Below are 22976 nucleotides of genomic sequence, written 5' to 3' on the forward strand. Positions count from 1 at the left end.
TCAACTTAATGTGAGATAAACCGTTTGCCCGGGTCTGCATTTTTCTCCCGGATTTAACGACTGCAGCGTTACTTTTCCGATTCCCTTAATTTTCACGTGCAGCCCTGCATTTTCCAATAAAAAAATAGCATTACTAACTCCCATTCCACGAACATCGGGTACAATCCCCGGTGTTATATTGTCATCGCCTAAAACTATTTCACCACCTTCTCTTATTACCGAAGCCAGCTCTGTTTCAGGCAGTCCTCGTACATTTTTCAACTCCAATTCCTTTGCGACGCGTAAAATGTATTCTGATTTTCCCTTTTTTACATCCGGAAGCTGAAGCTCCTCATCAGAATTATTACCAGGAACATTTTCCATTAAAATCTGAGATGCGTAAACTTTTTCTGCAATTTCCTTAAATACCGGACCTGCAATAGAAGCTCCGTAATACCCGTTACGCGGATTATTAAAAGTCACAATCATCGAATATTTTGGATTATCTGCCGGAAAGTACCCTGCAAAAGAAGCCAAATACAAACCGCTGTATCCTGTATTTCCTTTTGCCACCCTGGCTGTTCCTGTTTTCCCTGCCACATCAAAATACTCGCTGGTTACGGTGCGACCAGTACCGTACAAACAAACACCCTTTAACATAGCCTGGGCTTTACCAATGGTTTCTTTTGAAGCAATCATTGGATTAATAATCTCGGTCTTAAACTGTTTTACCAAAGCGCCTTTATCTCGAATTTCTTTTACAAGATGTGGCTTTACCATTTTTCCATCGTTGGCAACTGCGTTGTAAAAATTCAGTATCTGAAGCGGCGTCATCTTTGAATCGTAACCATACGCCATACTGCCCAGAGTAGTCCCCCACCAGTCGGCGTCACCCGGATATTTAAAATAAGGCTGTCCTTCGCCCTTCACTTCCAAACCGATTGGCTTATTGATACCAAAACCAAAAACCCTGTCAACATAATCGCGTGGTCTGCTACTGTACCTTGAAGTAATAACCATTGCAGTTCCCACATTGGATGATTTTTCAAAAATCTGCTTTACTGTTAATTCTCCGTAACCATGAGTATCGGTAATTGTCCGCCCGTTATTTCTCCATGTTCCGTTTCCCGTATCAAAAACATCGCTGGTATCAACAACACCATCCTCCAATGCAGCCATAAGCGAGACGAGCTTAAAAGTAGAGCCTGGCTCGTAGCAACCAGCATGTCCAAGCGCATAATTATAGTTTTCGTAATAATCACCATTTTCAAGCCCTAAGTTTGCAACCGCCTTTATTTCGCCGGTTTCTACTTCCATTAAAATGGCTGTTCCCCAATCAGCATTTGTTATTTTTAACTGCTTATACAAAGCACTTTCTGCAATATCCTGAAGCTTTACATTGATAGTGGTAATCACATCCATTCCGTCACGCGGTTCAATTTCAGTGCGAGTCACCCACCTTCCCGACAAATTCTGTTTATAACTAATTCCGTCTTCTCCTTTTAAATATTGCTCATATGCACCTTCCAAACCAGTATACCCTATATTTCCGTGCACACCACCGTAGGCACCTTTATTTAATCCGCCAATAGTGCGGTAAGCCAGAATACCAAGCGGAGTTATTCTTTTATTTTCCTGCTCGACAATCATCCCTCCTCCAAAACGGCCACGCCGCAGAATGGGAAATTTTTTAAGCTTCTGAAGTTCGGTATAATCAATTTTACGGGGAGTAAGCATAAAACCACGATTCCCGCTACGATATGCTTCGTTTAGCCGCCGGTTGTATTCCTGCCTGGAAGCATCGCCAAAAAACCTGGAAAGATAGTATGCAAGCGAGTCACTTTCATTTGCATACACTCTCTTTACTCCCTCTGCTGCCAAATCTATACGAACATAATATCCAGGAACTGAGGTGGCCAAAACACTTCCGTCGTCAGCACAAATATTTCCGCGATTGGGTTCAACAATTACCGTATTTTCACTTAAATTTCTGGCAATCTTTTCCCAACGTTCATTTTTAATTTGCTGAACGGAAACCATTTTAAAAACGACCACTACACCAAAGAGAAGCAGTACGAAATAAACGATCGCTATTCGTGATATGATTGATCTTCGAATACCCATTTCTTCTATTCCTTTTTTACTATCAATTTTTTGGGTGGCGTAACCGGTTCTTTCAAACCGATTCCCGCATTCTCGACTTTCTTAAATACTTCCGACGGACGACTTGCGTCCATCAGTTTTGCCGACAATGTTATCGACTCAGAACGAAGTTCATCCAGTGTGTCTTGCAAAACTTCAATTTGCCTGATAGTCCGTTCTGACCAGTTTCTGTTGGTAATCAACATTATTCCCAATGCTGCAAGAAAAAACAAAAACGGAATTTGGCGCGTAACTCGTTCATCGGTTAGCACCGTGCCCCCAATAAACGATTTCATACCGCCCCTTTTTCTGTTATTTTTTACTTTTTCTTCCATTTTAAATCTTCTCTGCTATTCTCAATTTTGCACTCCGAGAACGTGTGTTACTTTCCATTTCCTTTTCATCAGGAATAATTACCTTCCGGTTTACCATTCGAAACGGAGAACTAACGTTTCCGTAAAAATCCTTCTCTATTTTTCCGTCAAAATTTCCGGCTTTTATAAAATTTTTACAGAGGCGATCTTCAAGACTGTGATAAGTTATTACAACCAGTCTTCCACCTTTCTTCAGAACGTCAAGCGATGCGACCAAAAATTCTTTTAAAGCATCCATCTCGTCGTTTACCTCTATTCGTAAAGCCTGAAAAACCTGCGCCAAATATTTATTCTCAATTGCTTTTGGTGCACACTTAACAGCCACTTCTTTGAGCTGCGTTGTTGTTGTTATCTTTCCCGAGTTGCGCTCTTTGACAATCGCAGCAACCAGACGAGGGGCATTTTTTATTTCTCCATACAACCTAAAAACAGAAAGCAATTGTTCTTCTGAATATTCGTTTACAACCATCGTCGCATTCTTTGTAGCGTCCTGATTCATTCTCATATCCAACTCGCCCTCAAAACGAAACGAAAATCCACGTTCGGGAATATCAAAATCATGTGAAGAAACGCCGAGGTCGGCAAAAACAGAATCAACACTCCCCACCTCATAAAACCGAAGAAAGTTTTTCAGGTACCTGAAGTTATGGCGAATAAAAAAAAGCCTTTTGTCTTTAAAAGTATTCCCGGCTGCATCTTCATCCTGATCGAAGGCAAAAAGCCTCCCCGCCCCCAATGCCTGAAGAATCAACCGGGAGTGGCCACCTCCGCCAAAAGTAGCATCAACAACATCATCCCCCGGACGGATATTCAGTCCTGAAATGCTTTGCTCTGGTAATACCGGTATGTGGTACTGCTGCAACATTGTTTCTCCTCCTAACCTTCATCTCCACCTATATTCCCTATCATCCCCAGTAAACTCAGATATTCCTCATTGGACATCTCTGGCTCTTTTGTTTCGCCGACCGCACTCAAACGAATAGATGTATACATCCCCACAAATCGCACTTCTTTCTCGAGTTTCGCAAACTCCATAAAATCCGACGGGATATTAATCCTTCCGTTTGCAGCCACTGCAATCCTAGTAAAATTCTGAAAATACACCTGCAACAATCTATCGTGCAGCGGATTGAGTGGATTCAGTTTCTTCTTGAAACTTTTCACATTTTCGGTCCATGTTTCTTCCGTATGAATATCCAGACAATTATTCAACCTGTTTTTTTCAACAATGACAAATTCAAGCTTCATCTCGCCCACAGCCTTTTTAAATGCAGCAGGAAGCACCAACCTCCCTTTGTCATCTACTTTTGCGCTATGTTTTCCAACAAAAATTGCCATTTGATTAATTATCCGAATTTATCAACTGTAAAAGTAAAAATTTATTCCATACCATTCCACTCTCTTCCATATTATTCCACTCTCCTTCTATCTCAAATTGTTAAGAAATTGTTGATAGCATGTTGGCAACTTAAAACGCCCCTAATTCTCTTTTTATTTAAAACTCACAAAATCAATAATTTATTATCAACAACATTCAAAATTAACAGGCGTTAATAACTCACATATTTGCTGCGAACATTTAACAGAGCAACACGGGACAAATTCGTCGCTTATTTATCAGTTAGAAAAATCTAACTCTATCTTTCGATGAGCATTTTTTCTTTTTATGGTGATTTTTTGTTTAATTGCCGGCTCAAAAATTTTCGAAAGGTGGAAAAGCCAAAAACAAATACATTTAAACCTGTGAGTATCAGGGAAGTTTTTGCCGAAAAAAGTCCAAAACTGGCAAAACTGATGCCTGGTTTTGTTTACAGTTACCTTACACGAATTTTGCACATTGAATTCTTAAATGATTTTCTGGAAAGAACAGGACACCTGAAGGGAATTGCTTTTGTTGACGAGGCGGTAAAAGAATTTAATGTAAAGGAACATATCCACGGAGTAGAAAACATTCCTTCTTCCGGCAGGTTTATATTCGCCAGCAACCATCCGCTTGGTGGTTTTGACGGAATGCTTTTAATGAAAAACGTCAACAAAGCCCTGGGAGATTTAAAATTTTTAACCAATGATATTTTGATGAATATTCCCAATCTCAATCCTATGTTTGTTCCTGTAAATAAACATGGGGGACACAGCCGTGATGCTGCCAGGGCAATGGATGAGACCTATCGATCCGATAAACAAATTCTGATCTTTCCATCAGGACTGGCATCCCGGAAAATCAAAGGAAAAATCATCGATCTGGACTGGAAAAAACACTTTATTTCAAAAGCCATTCAATACAAAAGAGATGTAATTCCGGTATTTATTTCAGGGCGGAACACAAACCGTTTTTACAGATTGGCCAAACTGAGAAAATTTTTCCGAATTAAGTGGAATCTGGAAATGTTTTTCCTCCCCGACGAAACCATAAAACACAGGAATACTGACGTTCATATCTACTTTGGTCAACCTGTACCTTACACTTTGTTCAATAAAACAAAAACACATAAAGAATGGGCTGACTACGTTAAAGAACTGGTTTATAAACTTCCGCTTCAGTACAGTAACTGAAATTAAAGTTTAATGAATTAAAAACATGCCCGTATTTTTTTAACTTTGTATTCCATTTTTCAAAAAGCGTAATATGAAAGATATAATAAAACCTCTTCCAAGAGAAGCCATCTACGCTGAACTTACCCCCGAAAAGCTTATGAGGAAAACGAATAAGGGTGGAAATGAAATATACATCATAACCCACCATGATTCGCCTTCAATCATGCATGAGATTGGCCGTTTAAGAGAGATTACTTTCAGAGATGCAGGAGGAGGAACCGGTAAAGATACAGATATTGACGCATACGATACAGCCGAAGTTCCGTACAAACAACTAATTGTATGGGATCCGGATGCAAGAGAAATTTTAGGTGGTTACAGATACATTCTTGGCTCAGAAGCTGCGAGAGACGAAAACGGAGAAATATCAATGGCAACGTCCCGCCTCTTTCATTTATCCAAGGAATTTATCGACGATTATTTACCGTACACACTGGAATTAGGACGTTCGTTTGTGCAGCCGGCTTACCAATCGAGTAAGGCAGGAGCCAAAGCCCTTTTTGCTCTTGATAATCTCTGGGATGGACTGGGAGCGTTAACCGTAGATCATCCTGAAATTAAATATTTCTTTGGAAAAGTAACCATGTACTCCCATTTTCATAATGAGGCGAGAAACCTGATACAGTATTTTTTTAAAAAATATTTTAGAGATAAAGAAAACCTTGTATATCCGAAAAAACCTGTTGAGTTTGGGTATGATGCAGAGGAAATGAAAAAAGTATTCAATGGCTCAGACTACAAGGAAGATTACAAAATATTAATTCAGACGGTTCGTCAGTACGGAGAAAATGTTCCTCCACTCATCAATGCATACATGAATCTTTCACCATCGATGAAAACCTTTGGAACAGCGGTAAACGAAAAGTTCGGGGAAGTTTTGGAAACGGGGATAATTGTGACCATCGACGATATATACGAAGTAAAAAGAGACCGACATATAGAAACCTATGTAAAAGATAAGGACAACAGCCAATGGCCTGCACCGGAATAAATCTATGAAATTCTACGAAAAGCATCCAAAAATACTTTTAGCCGTTGACTCTATTATTTTTGGGTTTAATGAAAATGAGAGAGAGCTAAAACTACTTATCCTTAAACGTAATTTTGAACCTGCTAAAGGCAATTGGTCGTTAATGGGTGGATTTGTTGCTCCTGATGAAAGCATTGATGGTGCAGCCGAAAGGATTGTAAAAGAACTTACCGGGCTGGAAAACGTCTACATGGAACAACTTTTTGCTTTTGGCGGCTTAACCCGTGACCCCGGGGGCAGAATCGTTTCTGTTGCTTACTTCTCGCTGATCAAACTTAACGATTACGATAAGGAGCTGGCTAAAAAACATGGTGCTTACTGGATTTCACTTTCTGAACTGCCGGATTTAATATTTGACCACAATGAAATGGTAACAAAAGCACTCCGAAAATTAAGAATAAGAGCCCGCACACAACCTATTGGTTTTGAGCTTTTACCTGAAAAGTTTACGATTCCCCAGCTGCAGGGCCTGTATGAAGCAATCTACCAAACTCCTTTTGACAAACGTAACTTCAGAAGAAAACTTCTTTCAATGAATTTGCTTGAAAAACTGGACGAAAAAGAAAAGGAAACCTCAAAAAAAGGAGCCTTCTACTATAAATTCAACCAGGAAAAGTATGAAGAACTTCTTTTGAAAGGATTTAATTTTGAGATTTAGCAACACTTTTATCGATAGTTTTTTGTCCGATAAAATTAATATGCCCTCTCATTTTTTCCTTCAACAAAATAAATAAAGGAGGAGTTTACAACCCGGTTTCCACCCGGGGTCGGATAATTTCCGGTAAAGTACCAGTCGCCTAAATCGTTCGGGCAGGCTTTATGAAGGTTCTCAATGGATTGATAAACAATTTCCACTTCCGCTCCGCAATCATCCGGTTTTAACAATTCAGCAATTTTTGCAGAAACCTGTTCTGCCGTAAAAGGCTTGTATATTTCCCGAACATAATTTACCATTTCTTCTTTTGATAAATTCTCCTGTTCTTTGCACTTCTTGTAAACACTATCAATTATCGCCTCCTGCCCGGTTTCCTTTAACAATTCAATGGCCGCATTAAAAGCAATAAATTTATCAAGCTGGGCCATGTCAATACCGTAACAATCGGGATATCGAATTTGCGGAGCTGAAGAAACCACAATTATTTTTTTGGGATGCAGGCGATCCAGAATTCGTAAAATACTATTTCTCAAAGTTGTTCCGCGAACAATTGAATCGTCGATGATTACCAGTGTGTCAACATCGTTTTTGATTACACCATAAGTGACATCATAGACATGGGCAACCAAATCATCGCGGCTTGCATCGTCTGCAATAAATGTTCTGAGCTTCACATCTTTAATGGCGATTTTCTCCATTCTGGGCTCAAACGAAATGATTTTTTTAATATCCTCGTTTGTTAGTGAACCGTTTTTCTTTTGAATCTCCCCAATTTTCCAGTCAACCAAATATTCCCGAACTCCTTCCATCATCCCGTAAAACGCTGTTTCTGAAGTATTCGGAATATACGAAAACACTGTATTTTCAAAATCATAATCTACTGCCTTCAAAATCGTTGGACTAAGAAGACGTCCCAGTTGTTTTCTTTCCTGGTAAATATCCTTATCGCTTCCACGCGAAAAATAAATTCGTTCAAAAGAACATGATTTTCTTTTGTGTGGAACGCGGATCATTTCTTTGCTAATCCATCCGTCCTTTTTGATTATCAGCGCTTCTCCCGGCCCTATTTCGTTCACTTCACGTGCATGAACATCCATTACTGTTTGAATGACCGGCCGCTCGGAAGCAACCACAGCAATTTCTTCATCAAAATAATAATACGCAGGACGAATTCCCCAGGGATCCCGAACAACAAATGCGTCGCCGTGTCCTATCAAACCAGCAATTGCATAGCCGCCATCCCAGTCTTTTGTGGCTCTCTCAAGTATATTCTGAATATCGAGATTCTTTTCAATCAGCGGAGAGATGTCGTTGTTACGATAACCTTCATTTTTGTATTTGCGAAACAACAACTGGTTTTCCTCGTCAAGAAAATGGCCAACTTTTTCTAAAGCTGTTACTGTATCAGTATAAGCTTTCGGATGCTGCCCCAATTCGATTAGTACTTTAAAAAGTTCATCGGTATTGGTTAAGTTAAAATTACCTGCTAGCACAAGGTTTCTCGACCTCCAATTATTTTGCCGCGCAACAGGATGCACAAAATCAATGCTGTTTTTTCCAAAAGTACCATACCTTAAATGCCCCAAATACAACTCACCCGCAAATGGAAAATTTTCAGATGCCCATTCCGAATCATCGATATCTATATTATGCCTTCTTGCTTTTTTCAGGGGCTTATTTACTTTGTCGAAAATATCCTTTATCGGATTTTGCTCTACTGAACGGAAACGATTTATGTACGCGGTTCCGGGGCCCAGATTATTTTTCACACAAACAACTCCGGCACCGTCCTGCCCTCTGTTGTGTTGTTTTTCCATTAAAAGATATAGCTTATTTAGGCCGTATTTCCAGGTTCCGTATTTCTCCTGGTAGTAGGATAACGGTTTTAACAATCGTATCAGGGCTATCCCACATTCGTGCTTAATTTGCTCACTCATAATCTATTGGATTCAACACCGGAAAATTAATTTTGTCTTTAACAACAAAAGCTGCACGATAATCGTCTTTTATTTTTTCGTACAGCTTCCATGCTTCATTTTTTGTTCTAAAATCACCTACCCGAACCCTGAAATTTGGGGCTACAAATTTAACATGTACATTGTAATCCGGGTATTTTGATAAAAATTCAACCTTTTTATCAAATGCCTTTTCTTTGGCATTCATATCGGAACTAAAGAATATTTCAACTCTGTAACCATCTATCCCATTCCGGTTTTTGTTGTTTTCGATGTGCCAGTTAAGCATTTTGTCAAGGCGTTCATCGCGCTCAACATTTACACGTTGTAAAATGGCAGGAGTTTTTATTTCAGCTTGTTCTTCTTCCGCCGCTATTTCACTTCCCTGAGCAAACAGCGTTTGAACAAAAAACAACATTAGAACAGATAGAAAAAGTCGTCTCATATTCTCCTTTCTTGAGTGAGCAAATATAATTCAAAAACCAATACAATTATAACGGATTTTTTCACCACCAATTGCCTGAAAGCTGCTTAAGCAGCGTATAAAACAAAAAACAGAGACGAAACACTGTTGATAAATAATTAAGATTCACTTAACGCTTCTTCCAGCTCGGGAGTTATTTCAAGGTTATGATACACGTTTTGGACGTCATCGTCGTCTTCGAGTTTCTCTATTAAACGCATAACTTTCAGGGCGTCGTCAAGATTTAGTTCTGTTGTACTATTGGGAACCCGCTGCAAATCCTGACTCTCCGTTTCCACACCAAGTTCCTCCAGTTTTTTTGAAACGTTGCCAAAATCTTCCAGCGCAGTAGTGATCATTATTAAATTATTATCTTCTTCCAGTTCTTCCGCTCCTGCGTCGATAATTTCCAACTCAAAATCTTCCAAATCCATATTCCCGGTATTTTGAACAACAAATATTCCTTTTCGATCGAATAAAAAGCTAAGCGAACCATTTGTTCCCAAACTTCCTCCATGTTTGGAAAATGCTGAGCGTACACTTGCAACTGACCGATTATTATTGTCGGTAAGGCATTCAACAAAAATTGCTATTCCTCCGGGGCCATATCCTTCAAATGCTACCTCTTCAAAATCCGAGGAGTCTTTATCGGCTTTGCTTATAGCTCTTTCAATAACATCTTTCGACATATTTTGCCCTTTGGCATTTTGGATTGCCTGTCGTAACCGCGGATTAGAATCCTCATCAGAACCCCCCAATTTTGCAGCTACTGTAATTTCTTTAGAAAGTTTAGAAAACATTTTTGAACGTTTGGCATCAGCCGCTCCTTTTTTACGTTTTATAGTTGACCATTTGCTGTGACCTGACATAAATTTTCACTTTTAATTCTTCTTCCCATAAAAATACAATAATTCATTTTTTTGAAAAAACAGGGAAACAGAAACTATAAATAAGAGAAAGATAAAAGTGACAAAGTCAACAAATGTCAATTGGCTTTCTTTTTGAAGCACCAGCTAATCACCATCCTAAAAATAAAATACTTGTTCCTAAAAACGCAATTACCAGACCAGCCGCAATATGCACATATTCTCCTTTGTCTTTAAAATTAAGAAACCTGGCTCCTTTGTAGCCCAGATAAACAATACTCAACATAGTAACGATAGTAGCCAATCCAAAAATAATGGCGACCGTTGCAACTCCAACAGAACTGTGTTCAGCCGCCGGGAAAATAAGCATTGGGATAAGCACTTCGCACGGGCCAAAAACAAAAATGAGAAAAAGCATCCAAAAGGTTACATTCGATTTTTCGTTCTTATCCATATCTGCTCCACTGTCGTTCAAATGATGCATTTTGCGAATTCGCCCCGGAAGTAAAAAACTAAAAAAATGATGATGATGACCTCTTCTTTTTATATGACGAAACAAACCATAAAAGAAATAAATGAGCCCAAATGCAAAAAGTAACCAACCGACGATTTCTCCCCGGAAAGCTTCTATTGACTCCAGTTTGCTGACGGAAATCCCCAGGGCAATTCCAATAAAACCCAAAACCACTGAACTACTTACGTGACCGAGTCCGGAAACAAAGGTTACCCAAAGCGTTTTGGAGCGCGACCAGTTTCTGGCCTTACTTAACACGATAAATGGAACATAGTGATCGGGGCCTAAAAGTGTATGAAAAAATCCCAAAGATGCAGCCGTAACATATAATAAATAGAGTTCGTTCATTTTCAGCTTACTTTAATTTATTGATTAGACTGGCCTGACATGCTGCGCCAAAACCGTTGTCGATATTTACAACACTAATTCCCGCCGCGCAACTGTTTAACATTGCCAATAACGCGGTCACTCCGCCTAAATTTGCTCCGTATCCTACACTTGTAGGAACTGCAATTACAGGTTTATCAACCAAACCTCCAACCACACTAGGAAGCGCACCTTCCATTCCGGCAACAACAATAATAACGCGAGCGCCACGAATCAATTCCAGCCGGCTAAATAAACGATGAATTCCGGCCACGCCAACATCGTAAATTCGCTCCACTTTGTTTCCTAAAAAATTGGCCGTTTCAACTGCTTCCTCTGCAACAGGAAGATCTGAAGTTCCGGCAGCAACAACTGCAATATAATCGTTGGTGTGTTTATTTGTTTTGTGATGATAAACAATGGTTTTTGCCTGAGGATTAAAAACAGCACCGGAAACAACTTCAGTTACACTTTGAAAAATTTCCTCCGAAGCTCGGGTTACCAGAATGTCAATTCCGGTTTTATACATTCTTTCGGCAATTTGTTGCACCTGTTCTTTGGTTTTACCAGCAGAATAAATCACTTCAGGAATACCAGTCCGTTCCAATCTACTGGAATCAATTTTTGCAAAACCAAGATCTTCAATTCCCTGTTCTTTAATCTGAACCAGCGTTTCCTCCAGATCCAATTTGCCACTTTTATCACTTTTCAGCAATTCATTTACTCCCATCTTCCAAACTTTTTAGAACCAACTCACGAACAAATTGTAACGAAACATTATTCTCAAGCGCCAGGCGTTTGCAATCTTCAAACTCCGGTTTTGTATTTACCAGTTCTCCTTTATAAAAACACTGTTTCACTTTCACGTCACCAAGAGAAGTTGTTATTGTTTTCTCTTCGCGGGGAAGCGCATCTTTTTTCAAATTCGTTTCCCGAAGTCCGATGGTACTTGTGTTTGAAAACAAAATTTGTTTCATTTTTGCGCTATCTTCCGGAGTACAAAGCACACAAAGTTTATTTGCCGGTCGTGATTTTTTCATGATGATATTTTCGATCCAAACATCGCCGGCTCCGGCATCAAAAAGCAAGTCCATCACAAATTCATAATTTTCAGGACTTAAATCATCCATATTGCATTCAAGCAAGGTCGCATCACTTTGAATTACATCCTTGTCTTCATCAATTTCAGCCAGAAATACACGTAAAACATTGGGCACTTCAGTATCAATGGTTCCCAAACCGTAGCCGGTTTTCTGAATATCAAAATTTATTGATGAAGTAAATTCATCAACTGTCTCAGCTAAAATTGCAGCTCCTGTTGGAGTTGTTGCTTCGTACTGAACCAGACCCGCTTTTACCGGAATATTTTTCAAAATTTCGGCAGTTGCCGGAGCTGGTACCGGCATAATTCCATGTGCACATTTTACTGTTCCACCCCCTAGTTGAACCGGAGCGGAAAGAACTTTATCCACTTTCAAATAATCCAAACAAATGGCAGCGCCAACAATATCAGCTATCGAGTCCAGTGCGCCAACTTCATGAAAATGTACTTTTTGAATGGGAATATTATGAACCTTTGCCTCTGCAACAGCAACATGTTTAAAAATATTTAAGGCTGTTGTTTTCACCCGTTCCGGCAGCCCGGAGTCATTCACCAAAGTTTCAATATGATGCAAATGACGGTGTTTTTCATTTTCAGGATTTTTGATTACAACATCAGCTTTAATTCCGCTGATTCCTCTTCTTTTATCCTCTTTTACTTCCAGCGAAAAACCTTCAATATTCAATTTTTTGAGCTCCGATTTTAAATACTCAGGCTCTACTCCCAAATGAATCAAAGCACCAAGATTCATATCGCCGCTAATTCCGGCAAAACAGTCGTAATACAATATTCGTTGCATATCGTTTAATTGGATGTATTAATCTGATCTTTTATCGCGCGGTTCAATTTTCCGGAAACCAAACCTTCGGTGTCTATCACACATTTTTCAAATCCGAGTGAAGTTATTTTTGCAGTTATCTCGTCCTGCATCAGCACCAAACGCTCCACTTCGTCATGCGGAACCTCTATTTTTCCGTACGAATCGTAATGGCGAACCCGGACATCTGAAAAACCCAACTCGTTCAACAGATTTTCAGCATCCTCAACCTGCTGAAGTTTTTGTCGTGTAATAACGTGATTATATGGTATTCGGGAGCTAAGACACGGGCTTGCCGGTTTGTCCCAGTTGGGCAATTCAAAATACCGTGCCAATTGCCGAAGTTCTTTCTTTGCGATTTTGCAATCGGCCATCGGTGAAAGAATCTCATGATTTGAAGCGGCTTGCAACCCCGGGCGATAATCACCAAAATCGTCAAAATTGGTTCCGTTTAATACATCGAAATCAGGATATTTATTTTTCACCGCACTTAAATCACTGTACAAATGCTCTTTACAAAAAAAACAGCGATTCACCGGATTAACACTGTAACGCTCATCAGCAAGTTCGTTGGTTTTTATTACTTCCAACTGAATATCAAACTCGTTACAAATTTCCTGCGCCAACTCAAAATCCTTTTTCTTTAAACTCTCTGAATTGGAAATTACGCCAATAGCATTCTCGCGTCCCTGAAATTTCCGGGCTAAAAACAGGACTAAAGTTGAATCAATCCCCCCGGAAAAAGCTACGATTGAACCTTTTCGGGATTTATACCATTGTTCCAGGCTTTCTAATTTTTGTTGTATTTGAATCATCAGCAGCGACATGGTTTTCGATTTTAGTGATTTAGATTATTTGTGTTAAAAAAAGGCAAACACAAGATTTCAAAAAAGTTACGAAGAGCATTTATTCGTCACCAATTAATCGTAACACCTTTCTAAAAAAAAATAACACCACAAACATAAAAATGTTTTCCTCAGATTAAAAAAGAAGGAATCTAAAAATTCATCTATTTTTGTAGCCACATTTTAAATTATGCAGCAAAAGAAACTTTATATTGAAACCTATGGTTGTCAGATGAATGTGGCAGACAGTGAAGTTGTGGCAGCCATTCTTCAAGAAAAAAATTATCACCTGGCGACCGAAATTGAAGAAGCAGACGCCATTTTCTTAAATACCTGCTCGGTTCGCGACAACGCAGAACAGCGCATTTGGAACAAACTGGAAAACTACAACAGTCTCCGAAAAAAGAATAAAAACCTGATTGTTGGCGTTCTGGGATGTATGGCCGAGCGTGTTGGCGAAGATTTTTTAAGCAAAGGCATTGTTGATCTGGTTGCCGGGCCGGATGCCTACCGAGATCTTCCTTTTTTAATAGACAAAGTTGAAAATGGAGAGAATGCCGTAAACGTTGAACTTTCAACCAATGAAACCTACGATAAAATTACGCCGGTAAGAATTGGCGACAAAGCAATTTCGGGTTTTGTGAGCATTACACGTGGCTGCAATAATTTTTGCACTTACTGTATTGTTCCCTACACCCGCGGACGTGAAAGAAGCCGTAATCCGGAAGATATTTTAAATGAAGTTCGCGATCTTTCAGCGAAAAATTACAAGGAAGTTACTTTACTCGGACAAAATGTAAATTCCTACCAATGGTTGCCCGAAGGAGAAAGAAAACCGGTTAAATTCTGGGATTTGCTGGAAATGGTTGCACAAGTGGATTCGAACATGCGGGTTCGGTTTACAACTTCGCATCCCAAAGATATGTCGGATAAAGTGCTGCGAAAAATTGCGGAATATCCAAATATTTGCAAACATATCCACCTGCCGTTTCAATCGGGAAGTTCGCGTATTTTGAAATTGATGAACCGAAAATATGATCGCGAGTGGTACCTCGACCGGATTAAAGCCATTAAAAGCATTGTTCCCGACTGCGGACTTTCAACCGACGTTTTCACCGGATTTTGTTCGGAAACGGAAAAAGATCACGCTGAAACTCTTTCGTTGATGGAAGAAGTAAAATTCGACATGGCTTTTATGTTTAAATATTCAGAGCGCCCGGGAACGTATGCTCACAAACACCTGGAAGACGATATTCCGGAAGAGATAAAAACACGACGATTGAACGAGGTAATTCAGCTTCAAAACCGGATGTCGATGGAGAGTAACCAAAACGACATTGGCAAAACCATGGAAGTTTTGGTGGAAGGTTTTTCAAAAAAATCGGACGACATGTTGTTTGGAAGAACTTCGCAAAACAAGGTTGCTGTATTTCCAAAATACAATTTTAAGAAAGGGGATTTTGTGCAGGTGAAAATTGAAAAATGTACACAAACCACGTTGATTGGTGATATTTCAAAATAAAATACCATGGGAAAGTTAGTTGAAGAATTTAATGCTTACCGTTCGAAAATGAACGAAAAGATTCTGGCATCGGACAACAAAGTGATGAAACGAATCTACGGAATTGACACACTAACCTACCAGGAAGGTGCGTTAAGTACAAAAGTGAAAGAAATGCTTGGACTGGCCACTTCGATGGTATTGCGCTGTGACGATTGTGTAAAATACCATCTTGAAAAATGTTACGAACAAGGGGTCACAACCCATGAAATTTTTGAAGTTTTTTCGGTAGCAAATCTGGTTGGAGGTACCATTGTAATCCCACACACACGGAGGGCTGTTGAATACTGGGAAGAACTACACGATGGCAAATACTAAAACTTTTTGTATCTTAATTGTTATATTACTGAATCAAATGTTTAAAAATGGATAAAATATTTGCAATTTCATCAGCGGGAAAAACAGAAAAATCCTTTCTTGATTTACGATTTGGGAAATGTGAGAACATTGTTTTTTACAATGCAACGCAGGATTCTTTTTCTATTATTGAGAATCCCTATAAGAATTCGGATCACAGTGGAATAAAGCTGGTAAAATTTTTACAAAACGAAAAAGTTTCAACGATTATTACCGGTGAGGTTGGTCCAATGGTTAGTAATTTGCTCGAGAAAGAAAAACTGCAACTCGTTCTTTTGGATGAAGAAAGAATTAAAATTGAAGAGATAATTTCACGTATTCAAAAAAAATAAAAACCCATACATAAAAATACATCCGCTAAAATAAATCGGGATTAATAAAAGGAATTAAAGCCAGTTGCACAGCCTGGATATACAGTTGTGTCCGGCTGATTTCATTTTTTGTGAGCAAGCCCACTGCCCCCTGCTTTTGTTTTGAATTCTCTCTGTTAAAAACAACGTCAATTGCTGCTCCCAACTCTCTTCCGTTTTTTACTAAATTAGCTATCGCAGGAGGCAAAAGAAAAGTTGTCGTTCTGGCTTCACCACTTCCATTTTCCGATAAAACAACAATCCAGGCAAATGCGGTTGTGCCTTTCTCCGAGTGCTCGATTCCACCTTCAATTCCAACCCAGAAATTAGCATCAGGAATTTTTTGTTTAGCACCAACAGCTCGGTTATGAGCCCCAAGTTTTGTTTCCAAATCGCTGACAGGTTGGTCTGGCACTCCTGATCCCACCTTAATACTTTCAACTTCAATCGCCGAATAAAAAACTAAAAATCCTTCTTTTACTGCATTAATTTTTACCGGGTTTTCAGAGGCTACAACAATTTTTATTTTTTTTTCGTTTAAACTCATTCGTTTCTTTAGTGTTATTTGATGATTAAAATGAATCAAAAAAATCAGGGGCTAAAAATATAAATTAGAAATGGGATTGAAGAATAACGCGTCATGAATCGGTGGTATTTACTATTTTTGAAAGATGATAATTAGAGAAGCAAAACCAGAGGACATTTTTTCAATTGTCAATTTTCAAATTGCAATGGCGAAAGAAACGGAAGGAATTGAATTGCACCTCCCGACAGTTGAACTTGGAGTTAAAGCAGTTTTGAACGATGCAAGCAAAGGCAGATATTATGTTACTGAAGTTAATGACGAAATTATTGGATCGCTCTTAACTACCTATGAATGGAGTGACTGGAGAAATGGAACTGTATTGTGGATTCAGTCGGTTTATATAAAACCCGATTTCAGAAGAAAAGGAGTATACAGAAATATGTATTCTTATCTTAAACACAAAGTTCTTGAAGACGAAAAGCTTAAAGGAATACGATTGTATGCTGAGAAGTCCAACATCTCTGCACACAAAACATATAAAAAACTGGGAATGAACCCGGAGCATTATACAACTTTCGAATGGCTAAAATAAAACCATAAAACCATTATGAAATCGTTAACACCGCTTGTAAGGAATCAGATTATTAAAGCGCAGCGTGCTGAAATAACTGAATATTACACCTATAAAAAGTTAGCTCAAAAAGCCAAAAACAAATCAAATAGAAAGATTTTAAGCAAAATTGCTGACGACGAAAAGAGGCACTATGAAATATGGAAAAAATACAGTGGCCGGGAAGTAAGTCCAAGTCGATGGGACATAAGCAAATATTTCTGGCTTGCGCGTATTTTTGGATTAACATTCGGACTGAAACTGATGGAGCGCGGTGAAGAAAGGGCACAAATCAATTACAAACAGATTGGAAAAGAAATTCCCGAAGCTATTCAAATAAGCAAAGAAGAAAACGACCACGAAAAGGAACTTATTGCATTAATTGATGAAGACCAGTTAAAATACATCGGCTCAATTGTTTTGGGACTAAATGATGCTCTGGTTGAAATTTTGGGAACGTTAGCCGGTTTAACATTTGCTCTTCAGAACAATCGTCTGGTAGCTTTGACGGGAGTTATTGCAGGAATTGCAGGAGCTCTTTCAATGGCATCCTCTGAATACCTCTCAAACAAATCGGAAGGAAAAGAAGACGGCGCAGTCAAATCGGCTATCTTTACAGGAATAGCTTATGTTTTTGCGGTAATTTTCCTGGTGGTTCCCTATTTTATGCTTGACTCACCATTTTTGAGCTTAGCGTGGGCAGTTCTTGATTCTGTTTTTGTAGTATTTATTTTTAGTTATTACATTTCGGTGGCCAACGATCAGTCGTTTAAAAAACGTTTTTTAGAAATGATTGTTCTAAGTACAGTGGTTGGTTTAATCTCATTTGGATTAGGTTATCTGGCGCGTGTAATTTTTGGAATTGAAGTTTAAAAACATTGAGTATTTACTTACATAAATTAATTGAAGAGGGGGAGCATCAGCAGCAGGATTTTAAATACTGTATTAACGACTCAAAAAAAATTGCAAAATCGCTGGTCGCTTTCGCCAACACCGATGGCGGACGTTTGCTGATTGGTGTAAAAGACAATGGCAAAATAGCGGGAATACGTACCGATGAAGAATTTTACATGGTGGAAGCGGCGGCTAAAATTTATAGTAATCCAGCCATCAACTTCTCAACCAAACAATGGCAGGTAGAAGGAAAAACAGTTCTGGAAATTGGCATTGATTCAAGTGAGGACAGACCTCATTTTGCAAAGGATGAAAGTGGAAAATGGCTGGCCTATGTGCGGATGAAAGACGAAAATGTCCTTGCCCATAAGATACAAATTGAAGTATGGAAAAAACAAAACAGCCTGAAAGGAATTTATTTCACATATTCTGAAGATGAAAAATTTCTGGTTGAGTATCTTAAAAAGAATGAACAAATAACCTTTTCTAAATTTATGAGACTTGCCCATATTTCAAGGCGAAAAGCAGAAGAAATTTTAAGCAACTTTGTAGTTATGGATGTAATTCGAATGAATACAAACAGAGAAGGAACTTACTTCTTTCTTAACACGGAAGTTGGAGAAGACAAATTACAAAAATTTGAATAACTACATCTTTGAAATACAACAAACATCATATATACCTGTGCTCAAAACTTCTGAAAAAAACTTTTTCGCAGGACTATGCGTCCCGGCAGAATTTCAGAAAATTTTTAGCAGCAAAAACAGCTTTCGTCTGCTTCGTTGAAACAACGTAGTCCCAAATAAATTTATCTAATACGATTTAGCTTAAAAATACGTATCTTTTCCTCAAAAATTAAAATCAATCTTGAGTTTACAAAATTAGTACAACAAAAAAACATAATCTTTTGGTTTAATGGTGATATTATAATTTTTAGTTAAAAAAACTTATGGGAATTCACAACCGTCAGAAAGAATATATTCATTATCAAACATTCAATATTATAATTATCGAACATGACAAAAGCCTCAACAATAAAATAAATCACTATTTAACGAACGAAGGTTTTCAAACGGTTGTTACATTTTCCGGTCAAGAAGCATTGTCGGAAATACAGGGAAAAGATAAAGAAATCCTTCTGCTTGATTTTAACTTGCCAGACTTTTCAGCAGAGTTGTTAATAGAAAAACTGGAAAAAACCCACAAAAAAACTCCCAATTTGATAATGCTCGCTGCAAAGAACAGCGAAAAAAAAATTGTCAGCATGCTGCGTCTTGGGGCACATGATTATGTTGTAAAAAATTCCAGCTTCCTTCCTATTTTAGTAGAAAAGCTAAAACGGATTTGCCGCGCCACTGAAAATCAAATAAAACTTAAACAAACTGCAAAAGCATTACAAGAAAGTAAATCCAAATTTCAGCATCTTAACGAAACTCTTACTCAGGGAGTAATCTATCAGGACAAAACAGGAAAAATTATTTCAGCAAATCCGGCTGCTCAAAAAATATTCGGCATCAGCGAGGAAAAGATGAAAAGTGCAAATTTGAGAGATATCGACTGGAAAGTTGTCGATGAAGACAAAAACGCTCTCCTTGAAAAAGATTTTCCATCTGCGGTGGTATTTCGAACAGGTGAAAAAGTTGAAAATGTTTTAATCGGTATAAATAAACCAACTGAAAACAATTATATTTGGACCATAATAAGCTCTGTTCCAAGATTTTCAAAAAACAACAAAAAAATCATTGGCGTTTGTTCTACCTTCCTTGAAGTTACCAAGCGGATAGTTGCAGAGGAAAAACTTCAGAAACAGAGTTCTCTGTTAAATAAAACAGCAGATATTGCCAAGATCGGAGGTTGGGAAGTATACCTCGACACGAGTATTATTGAATGGACAGAGACTACCAGAAAAATTCACGAAGTATCAGATGATTACGTACCAACGGTAAACGAAGCACTAGACTTTTTCGAGCCAGAATCACGCGAAACGATAAAAAATGCAGCGAAAAATGCGATTGAGCATGGCAAGATGTATAACCTGGAGCTTTTAATGAAAACAGCAAAAGGAAACCTTCGATGGACGAATTCGATAGGTATCCCCCAGATGAAAAATAACAAATGTGTACGTTTTTACGGAATTCTTCAGGACATCACAGACAGAAAGCTTGCAGAAGAGAAACAACGGGAACTTGACCGAAAACTTAATAACAGAGAAAAACAGTTAGAAACAACCAATCAACAATTAAAAACGGTGATACAGCAATTAGTTCAAAAAGAAAAAGAACTAAACAAAAGCAAAGAAACCGTTGAGAAATACCTTGATTTAGCAGCCGAAATAGTTTTATCGCTCGATATTGAAGGGAAAATTTTAATGATTAATGAGAGCGGCGAAAAACTTCTGGGCTATGAGAAGGATGAGCTAATAGGAGAAAACTGGTTTTCAAAATGTGTACCTCCGAAATCAAAAGAAGAACTGGAAAAAATATTTGAAGACACATTACAAAACAATGCATCAAATAATTCAACTTTCGAATCGGAAATAATCACAATAACAGGGGATAAAAAAACTATTCTTTGGCACAACACCGTTTTAACAGCCCCTTCTGGAAAAATAACCGGCACGTTAAGTTCAGGAGAAGACATTAGTGAAAGGAAAAAACACGAAAGCCACATTTTAACTCTCAACAAACAATTTTTACTCTCACAAAACATTGCGAAACTGGCTTACTGGAATGTTGATTTAAAAACGCAAAAAGCACACTGGTCCGACGAAATGTTTAAAATCTACGGAATCCCTATTGAAGAAGGAGAAATAACCTATAAAGAACAAAAAAAATATGTTCATCCCGAAGATTGGGACCTCTTTCATAATTCAATACAACTTTTAATAAGAAAAAATATAAATTACGACATTCAAGTACGCATAATACGTCGCGACAACAAAATCGTTTGGACCAGAACAAAAGGTTTTTTAAACAAAAAAGAGAAAGAAGACACAATCGAATTATACGGAGTTGTACAGGATATTACCGAATACAAAGAAACAGAGAATGAGTTAATTGAGCAAAAACTTCTTTTTGAAAATATGTTTAACGCGATCGAAGATGCAATTGTAATTACTGACACAGAAAGAAACATAGGGCTGGTTAACGAAGGTGTAAAAAAAACATTTGGTTTAACAAAGGACAACATAATAGGAAAAAATGCAAAATTATTTTATGCCAATAATGACATATACAATGATGTGGGATTAAAAACATTTGGAAATAAAGTTCAAAACAAAAAGTACTACTACATTACTAATTATAAAAGCGCAAACAACACCATTTTCCCGGGAGAAACTTTTGGAACGAAGCTATTTAATGCAAAAGGAGAATGGATTGGAAATCTCGCAATAATACGCAATATTACAGAACGAGTCAAATACATTGAAGACTTAAAAAAAGCGAAAGCACTTGCTGAAAGTAAAGAACAAGATTTCAGGTTGTTATTTGAAAATATGCATCAGGGTTTTGCGCTTCATGAGCTAATTTATGATGAAAATGGTAAAGCAATCAGTTTTAAATTCGTAAAAGTAAATCCTGCTTACGAAAAGATTACACAAAGGGAATTGGCGAAACATATTGGCAAAGATATTTTTGAAATATTTGGAAAACCCGAAAAAAAATGGATTTCTTTTTTGGATAAAATTTCCAAAACAGGTAAGAATGTACAACAAGAATATTTCGATAAATCAATAAATAAATACTATCTGATTAATGCATTTAGCCCAAGGCCTGGTTTTGTAGCTGTCTTACTCGCCGACATAACCTCTGTCAAACTATATGAAAATGAACTAATCAAGGCAAAAGAAAAAGCAGAGGGAGCAGACAGGCTCAAATCAGCTTTTCTTGCTAATATGAGCCATGAGATCAGAACGCCTATGAATGGTATCCTTGGATTTACAAGTTTATTAAACGAACCCGGATTAACCGGTGAAGAAAAACAACGCTTCATTGATATTATTCTGCAAAGTGGAAATCGTATGCTAAATACAATCAATGATTTAATTGACATCTCAAAAATCGAAACAGGACAGGTCGAACTATTTTTAAAGAATGTCAACTTAAAAGAAGAAGTTGAAAATCAATATAATTTTTTTACCACTGAAGCAAACAAGAAAGGCTTAACTTTACTCCTGAAGGACAAACTGTCAGAAAAAGAAAAGTATTTCGAAACCGACCTTTCAAAAATAAGTTCTATTATAATCAACGTTGTAAAAAATGCAATCAAATATACGGACAGAGGATTTATTGAAATTGGATTGGAAAAAAGAAATCACAATCTGATATTTTACGTAAAAGACACGGGAATTGGTATTCCGGAAGAAAGACAGTCTGCCATTTTTGATCGTTTTGTTCAAGCCGACATCGGAGATTCCAGAGCTTTTGAAGGTTCCGGATTGGGGTTATCCATAACAAAGGCTTATGTTGAAATGTTGGGAGGTGAAATACATGTACATTCAAAAATTGGAGTTGGTACACTATTTACAATAGTACTTCCAGAAATTTCGAAAAAACAGAAAAAAAAGGAAAAAAAGCCGGATAAAACTTCTGCCAATATTAAAGAAAGACTAAAAAAGCTAAATATATTGATAGCAGAAGATGATGAAACCAGTTTTCTTCACCTTTCTCTTCTTTTGAAAAATTATGCAAAACAAGTGCACAGAGCAAAAACAGGGTTGGAGGCAGTGAATCTCTTCAAAAAAAATTCAGATATTGACCTGATTCTAATGGATATAAAAATGCCTGACATGGATGGTTTTGAAGCCATTAAAAGAATTAGAGAAATAAATTCGGATATAGTAATAATTGCCCAAACGGCGTACGCGCTTGAAGGAGACAGGGCAAAAACACTGGAAACCGGATGTAACAGTTATATCTCAAAACCTATAGATAAGGATAAACTTATTTCGTTAATAAAAAAACATTTTTAGTCT

Annotated in this window: 22 protein-coding genes; 10 read left to right on the forward strand and 12 right to left on the reverse strand. The window is 37.9% G+C overall.

The window, feature by feature from the left end; translation table 11 throughout:
• Genes K5G00_RS10920 through K5G00_RS10935 form a run of 4 tightly spaced genes read right to left on the reverse strand, consistent with a single transcriptional unit; the run spans position 1 to position 3833 of the window.
• Positions 1 to 2103, reverse strand: a complete 2103-nt coding sequence (locus K5G00_RS10920) for a penicillin-binding protein (protein WP_238766197.1) — start codon at positions 2101 to 2103, stop codon at positions 1 to 3.
• A gap of 5 nt (positions 2104 to 2108) precedes the next feature.
• Positions 2109 to 2456, reverse strand: a complete 348-nt coding sequence (locus K5G00_RS10925; protein WP_238766198.1) for an FtsL-like putative cell division protein — start codon at positions 2454 to 2456, stop codon at positions 2109 to 2111.
• A gap of 1 nt (position 2457) precedes the next feature.
• On the reverse strand, positions 2458 to 3360 hold the full coding sequence (rsmH, locus tag K5G00_RS10930; RefSeq protein WP_238766199.1) for a 16S rRNA (cytosine(1402)-N(4))-methyltransferase RsmH: 903 nt from the start codon (positions 3358 to 3360) through the stop codon (positions 2458 to 2460).
• Between the two features lie 11 nt (positions 3361 to 3371).
• On the reverse strand, positions 3372 to 3833 hold the full coding sequence (locus tag K5G00_RS10935; protein ID WP_238766200.1) for a division/cell wall cluster transcriptional repressor MraZ: 462 nt from the start codon (positions 3831 to 3833) through the stop codon (positions 3372 to 3374).
• Between the two features lie 372 nt (positions 3834 to 4205).
• Here K5G00_RS10935 and K5G00_RS10940 point away from each other — a divergent pair, with 372 nt between their 5' ends.
• The 3 genes from K5G00_RS10940 (at position 4206) to K5G00_RS10950 (ending at position 6778) form a co-directional block, all read left to right on the forward strand.
• On the forward strand, positions 4206 to 5048 hold the full coding sequence (locus K5G00_RS10940) for a 1-acyl-sn-glycerol-3-phosphate acyltransferase (protein WP_238766201.1): 843 nt from the start codon (positions 4206 to 4208) through the stop codon (positions 5046 to 5048).
• A 73-nt stretch (positions 5049 to 5121) separates the two neighbouring features.
• Positions 5122 to 6081: a GNAT family N-acetyltransferase gene (locus K5G00_RS10945; protein ID WP_238766202.1), complete on the forward strand. Its 960-nt coding sequence runs from the start codon at positions 5122 to 5124 to the stop codon at positions 6079 to 6081.
• A 4-nt stretch (positions 6082 to 6085) separates the two neighbouring features.
• Positions 6086 to 6778 carry an NUDIX hydrolase gene (locus K5G00_RS10950; RefSeq protein ID WP_238766203.1) on the forward strand — a complete coding sequence of 231 codons (693 nt, stop codon included), beginning with the start codon at positions 6086 to 6088 and terminating at the stop codon, positions 6776 to 6778.
• Between the two features lie 35 nt (positions 6779 to 6813).
• Here the strand turns inward: K5G00_RS10950 and K5G00_RS10955 are convergent, their stop codons facing one another.
• The 7 genes from K5G00_RS10955 to larE form a co-directional block, all read right to left on the reverse strand.
• Entirely contained in the window at positions 6814 to 8712 is a 1899-nt protein-coding gene (locus K5G00_RS10955) for an amidophosphoribosyltransferase (RefSeq protein ID WP_238766204.1), read from the reverse strand.
• Positions 8705 to 9175, reverse strand: a complete 471-nt coding sequence (locus K5G00_RS10960; protein ID WP_238766205.1) for an SPOR domain-containing protein — start codon at positions 9173 to 9175, stop codon at positions 8705 to 8707. Before K5G00_RS10960 ends, K5G00_RS10955 begins: the two co-directional genes overlap by 8 nt.
• 137 nt (positions 9176 to 9312) lie before the next feature.
• Entirely contained in the window at positions 9313 to 10062 is a 750-nt protein-coding gene (locus K5G00_RS10965; protein WP_238766206.1) for a YebC/PmpR family DNA-binding transcriptional regulator, read from the reverse strand.
• Between the two features lie 148 nt (positions 10063 to 10210).
• Entirely contained in the window at positions 10211 to 10921 is a 711-nt protein-coding gene (locus tag K5G00_RS10970; RefSeq protein WP_238766207.1) for a sulfite exporter TauE/SafE family protein, read from the reverse strand.
• A 7-nt stretch (positions 10922 to 10928) separates the two neighbouring features.
• The gene (larB, locus tag K5G00_RS10975) at positions 10929 to 11669 is read right to left on the reverse strand and encodes a nickel pincer cofactor biosynthesis protein LarB (RefSeq protein ID WP_238766208.1); all 741 of its coding nucleotides are present in this window, start codon (positions 11667 to 11669) and stop codon (positions 10929 to 10931) included.
• Positions 11656 to 12840, reverse strand: a complete 1185-nt coding sequence (larC, locus tag K5G00_RS10980; protein WP_238766209.1) for a nickel pincer cofactor biosynthesis protein LarC — start codon at positions 12838 to 12840, stop codon at positions 11656 to 11658. Before larC ends, larB begins: the two co-directional genes overlap by 14 nt.
• Before the next feature lie 5 nt (positions 12841 to 12845).
• Positions 12846 to 13685, reverse strand: a complete 840-nt coding sequence (gene larE, locus K5G00_RS10985) for an ATP-dependent sacrificial sulfur transferase LarE (protein ID WP_238766210.1) — start codon at positions 13683 to 13685, stop codon at positions 12846 to 12848.
• Between the two features lie 208 nt (positions 13686 to 13893).
• Between larE and miaB the strand changes: the two genes are divergently transcribed.
• From miaB to K5G00_RS11000, 3 genes are read left to right on the forward strand one after another with little or no spacing between them, the layout of a single operon-like run.
• Entirely contained in the window at positions 13894 to 15225 is a 1332-nt protein-coding gene (gene miaB / locus K5G00_RS10990; RefSeq protein ID WP_238766211.1) for a tRNA (N6-isopentenyl adenosine(37)-C2)-methylthiotransferase MiaB, read from the forward strand.
• A gap of 6 nt (positions 15226 to 15231) precedes the next feature.
• Positions 15232 to 15582 carry a carboxymuconolactone decarboxylase family protein gene (locus K5G00_RS10995; protein ID WP_238766212.1) on the forward strand — a complete coding sequence of 117 codons (351 nt, stop codon included), beginning with the start codon at positions 15232 to 15234 and terminating at the stop codon, positions 15580 to 15582.
• Between the two features lie 47 nt (positions 15583 to 15629).
• Positions 15630 to 15953, forward strand: a complete 324-nt coding sequence (locus tag K5G00_RS11000; RefSeq protein ID WP_158864486.1) for a NifB/NifX family molybdenum-iron cluster-binding protein — start codon at positions 15630 to 15632, stop codon at positions 15951 to 15953.
• Between the two features lie 25 nt (positions 15954 to 15978).
• Here K5G00_RS11000 and yjjX read toward each other — a convergent pair whose 3' ends face one another.
• Positions 15979 to 16518: an inosine/xanthosine triphosphatase gene (yjjX, locus tag K5G00_RS11005; protein WP_238766213.1), complete on the reverse strand. Its 540-nt coding sequence runs from the start codon at positions 16516 to 16518 to the stop codon at positions 15979 to 15981.
• 124 nt (positions 16519 to 16642) lie between these two features.
• Between yjjX and K5G00_RS11010 the strand changes: the two genes are divergently transcribed.
• The 4 genes from K5G00_RS11010 to K5G00_RS11025 all read left to right on the forward strand — a co-directional run bounded on the left by K5G00_RS11010 (position 16643) and on the right by K5G00_RS11025 (position 22973).
• Positions 16643 to 17089, forward strand: coding sequence for a GNAT family N-acetyltransferase (locus tag K5G00_RS11010; RefSeq protein WP_238766214.1), 447 nt, complete (start codon positions 16643 to 16645; stop codon positions 17087 to 17089).
• A 15-nt stretch (positions 17090 to 17104) separates the two neighbouring features.
• The gene (locus tag K5G00_RS11015; RefSeq protein WP_238766215.1) at positions 17105 to 17980 is read left to right on the forward strand and encodes a VIT1/CCC1 transporter family protein; all 876 of its coding nucleotides are present in this window, start codon (positions 17105 to 17107) and stop codon (positions 17978 to 17980) included.
• A gap of 5 nt (positions 17981 to 17985) precedes the next feature.
• The gene (locus tag K5G00_RS11020; RefSeq protein WP_238766216.1) at positions 17986 to 18648 is read left to right on the forward strand and encodes an AlbA family DNA-binding domain-containing protein; all 663 of its coding nucleotides are present in this window, start codon (positions 17986 to 17988) and stop codon (positions 18646 to 18648) included.
• A 302-nt stretch (positions 18649 to 18950) separates the two neighbouring features.
• Positions 18951 to 22973: a PAS domain S-box protein gene (locus tag K5G00_RS11025; protein WP_238766217.1), complete on the forward strand. Its 4023-nt coding sequence runs from the start codon at positions 18951 to 18953 to the stop codon at positions 22971 to 22973.
• Positions 22974 to 22976 lie beyond the last annotated feature (3 nt).

Source organism: Maribellus maritimus, assembly GCF_022267315.1.
GTDB classification, from domain to species: domain Bacteria; phylum Bacteroidota; class Bacteroidia; order Bacteroidales; family Prolixibacteraceae; genus Draconibacterium; species Draconibacterium maritimum.

Bases quoted from the DNA above. Each gene is read 5' to 3' on its own strand.
- larC (WP_238766209.1), bottom strand. From the start codon at position 12,840: ATGCAACGAATATTGTATTACGACTGTTTTGCCGGAATTAGCGGCGAT.
- K5G00_RS10970 (WP_238766207.1), bottom strand. From the start codon at position 10,921: ATGAACGAACTCTATTTATTATATGTTACGGCTGCATCTTTGGGATTT.
- K5G00_RS10965 (WP_238766206.1), bottom strand. From the start codon at position 10,062: ATGTCAGGTCACAGCAAATGGTCAACTATAAAACGTAAAAAAGGAGCG.
- K5G00_RS11015 (WP_238766215.1), top strand. From the start codon at position 17,105: ATGAAATCGTTAACACCGCTTGTAAGGAATCAGATTATTAAAGCGCAG.
- larB (WP_238766208.1), bottom strand. From the start codon at position 11,669: ATGGGAGTAAATGAATTGCTGAAAAGTGATAAAAGTGGCAAATTGGAT.
- miaB (WP_238766211.1), top strand. From the start codon at position 13,894: ATGCAGCAAAAGAAACTTTATATTGAAACCTATGGTTGTCAGATGAAT.
- K5G00_RS10935 (WP_238766200.1), bottom strand. From the start codon at position 3,833: ATGGCAATTTTTGTTGGAAAACATAGCGCAAAAGTAGATGACAAAGGG.
- K5G00_RS10920 (WP_238766197.1), bottom strand. From the start codon at position 2,103: ATGGGTATTCGAAGATCAATCATATCACGAATAGCGATCGTTTATTTC.
- K5G00_RS10955 (WP_238766204.1), bottom strand. From the start codon at position 8,712: ATGAGTGAGCAAATTAAGCACGAATGTGGGATAGCCCTGATACGATTG.
- rsmH (WP_238766199.1), bottom strand. From the start codon at position 3,360: ATGTTGCAGCAGTACCACATACCGGTATTACCAGAGCAAAGCATTTCA.
- K5G00_RS10925 (WP_238766198.1), bottom strand. From the start codon at position 2,456: ATGGAAGAAAAAGTAAAAAATAACAGAAAAAGGGGCGGTATGAAATCG.
- yjjX (WP_238766213.1), bottom strand. From the start codon at position 16,518: ATGAGTTTAAACGAAAAAAAAATAAAAATTGTTGTAGCCTCTGAAAAC.
- K5G00_RS10960 (WP_238766205.1), bottom strand. From the start codon at position 9,175: ATGAGACGACTTTTTCTATCTGTTCTAATGTTGTTTTTTGTTCAAACG.
- K5G00_RS10945 (WP_238766202.1), top strand. From the start codon at position 5,122: ATGAAAGATATAATAAAACCTCTTCCAAGAGAAGCCATCTACGCTGAA.
- K5G00_RS10995 (WP_238766212.1), top strand. From the start codon at position 15,232: ATGGGAAAGTTAGTTGAAGAATTTAATGCTTACCGTTCGAAAATGAAC.
- K5G00_RS11010 (WP_238766214.1), top strand. From the start codon at position 16,643: ATGATAATTAGAGAAGCAAAACCAGAGGACATTTTTTCAATTGTCAAT.
- K5G00_RS10950 (WP_238766203.1), top strand. From the start codon at position 6,086: ATGAAATTCTACGAAAAGCATCCAAAAATACTTTTAGCCGTTGACTCT.
- K5G00_RS11025 (WP_238766217.1), top strand. From the start codon at position 18,951: ATGGGAATTCACAACCGTCAGAAAGAATATATTCATTATCAAACATTC.
- larE (WP_238766210.1), bottom strand. From the start codon at position 13,685: ATGTCGCTGCTGATGATTCAAATACAACAAAAATTAGAAAGCCTGGAA.
- K5G00_RS11000 (WP_158864486.1), top strand. From the start codon at position 15,630: ATGGATAAAATATTTGCAATTTCATCAGCGGGAAAAACAGAAAAATCC.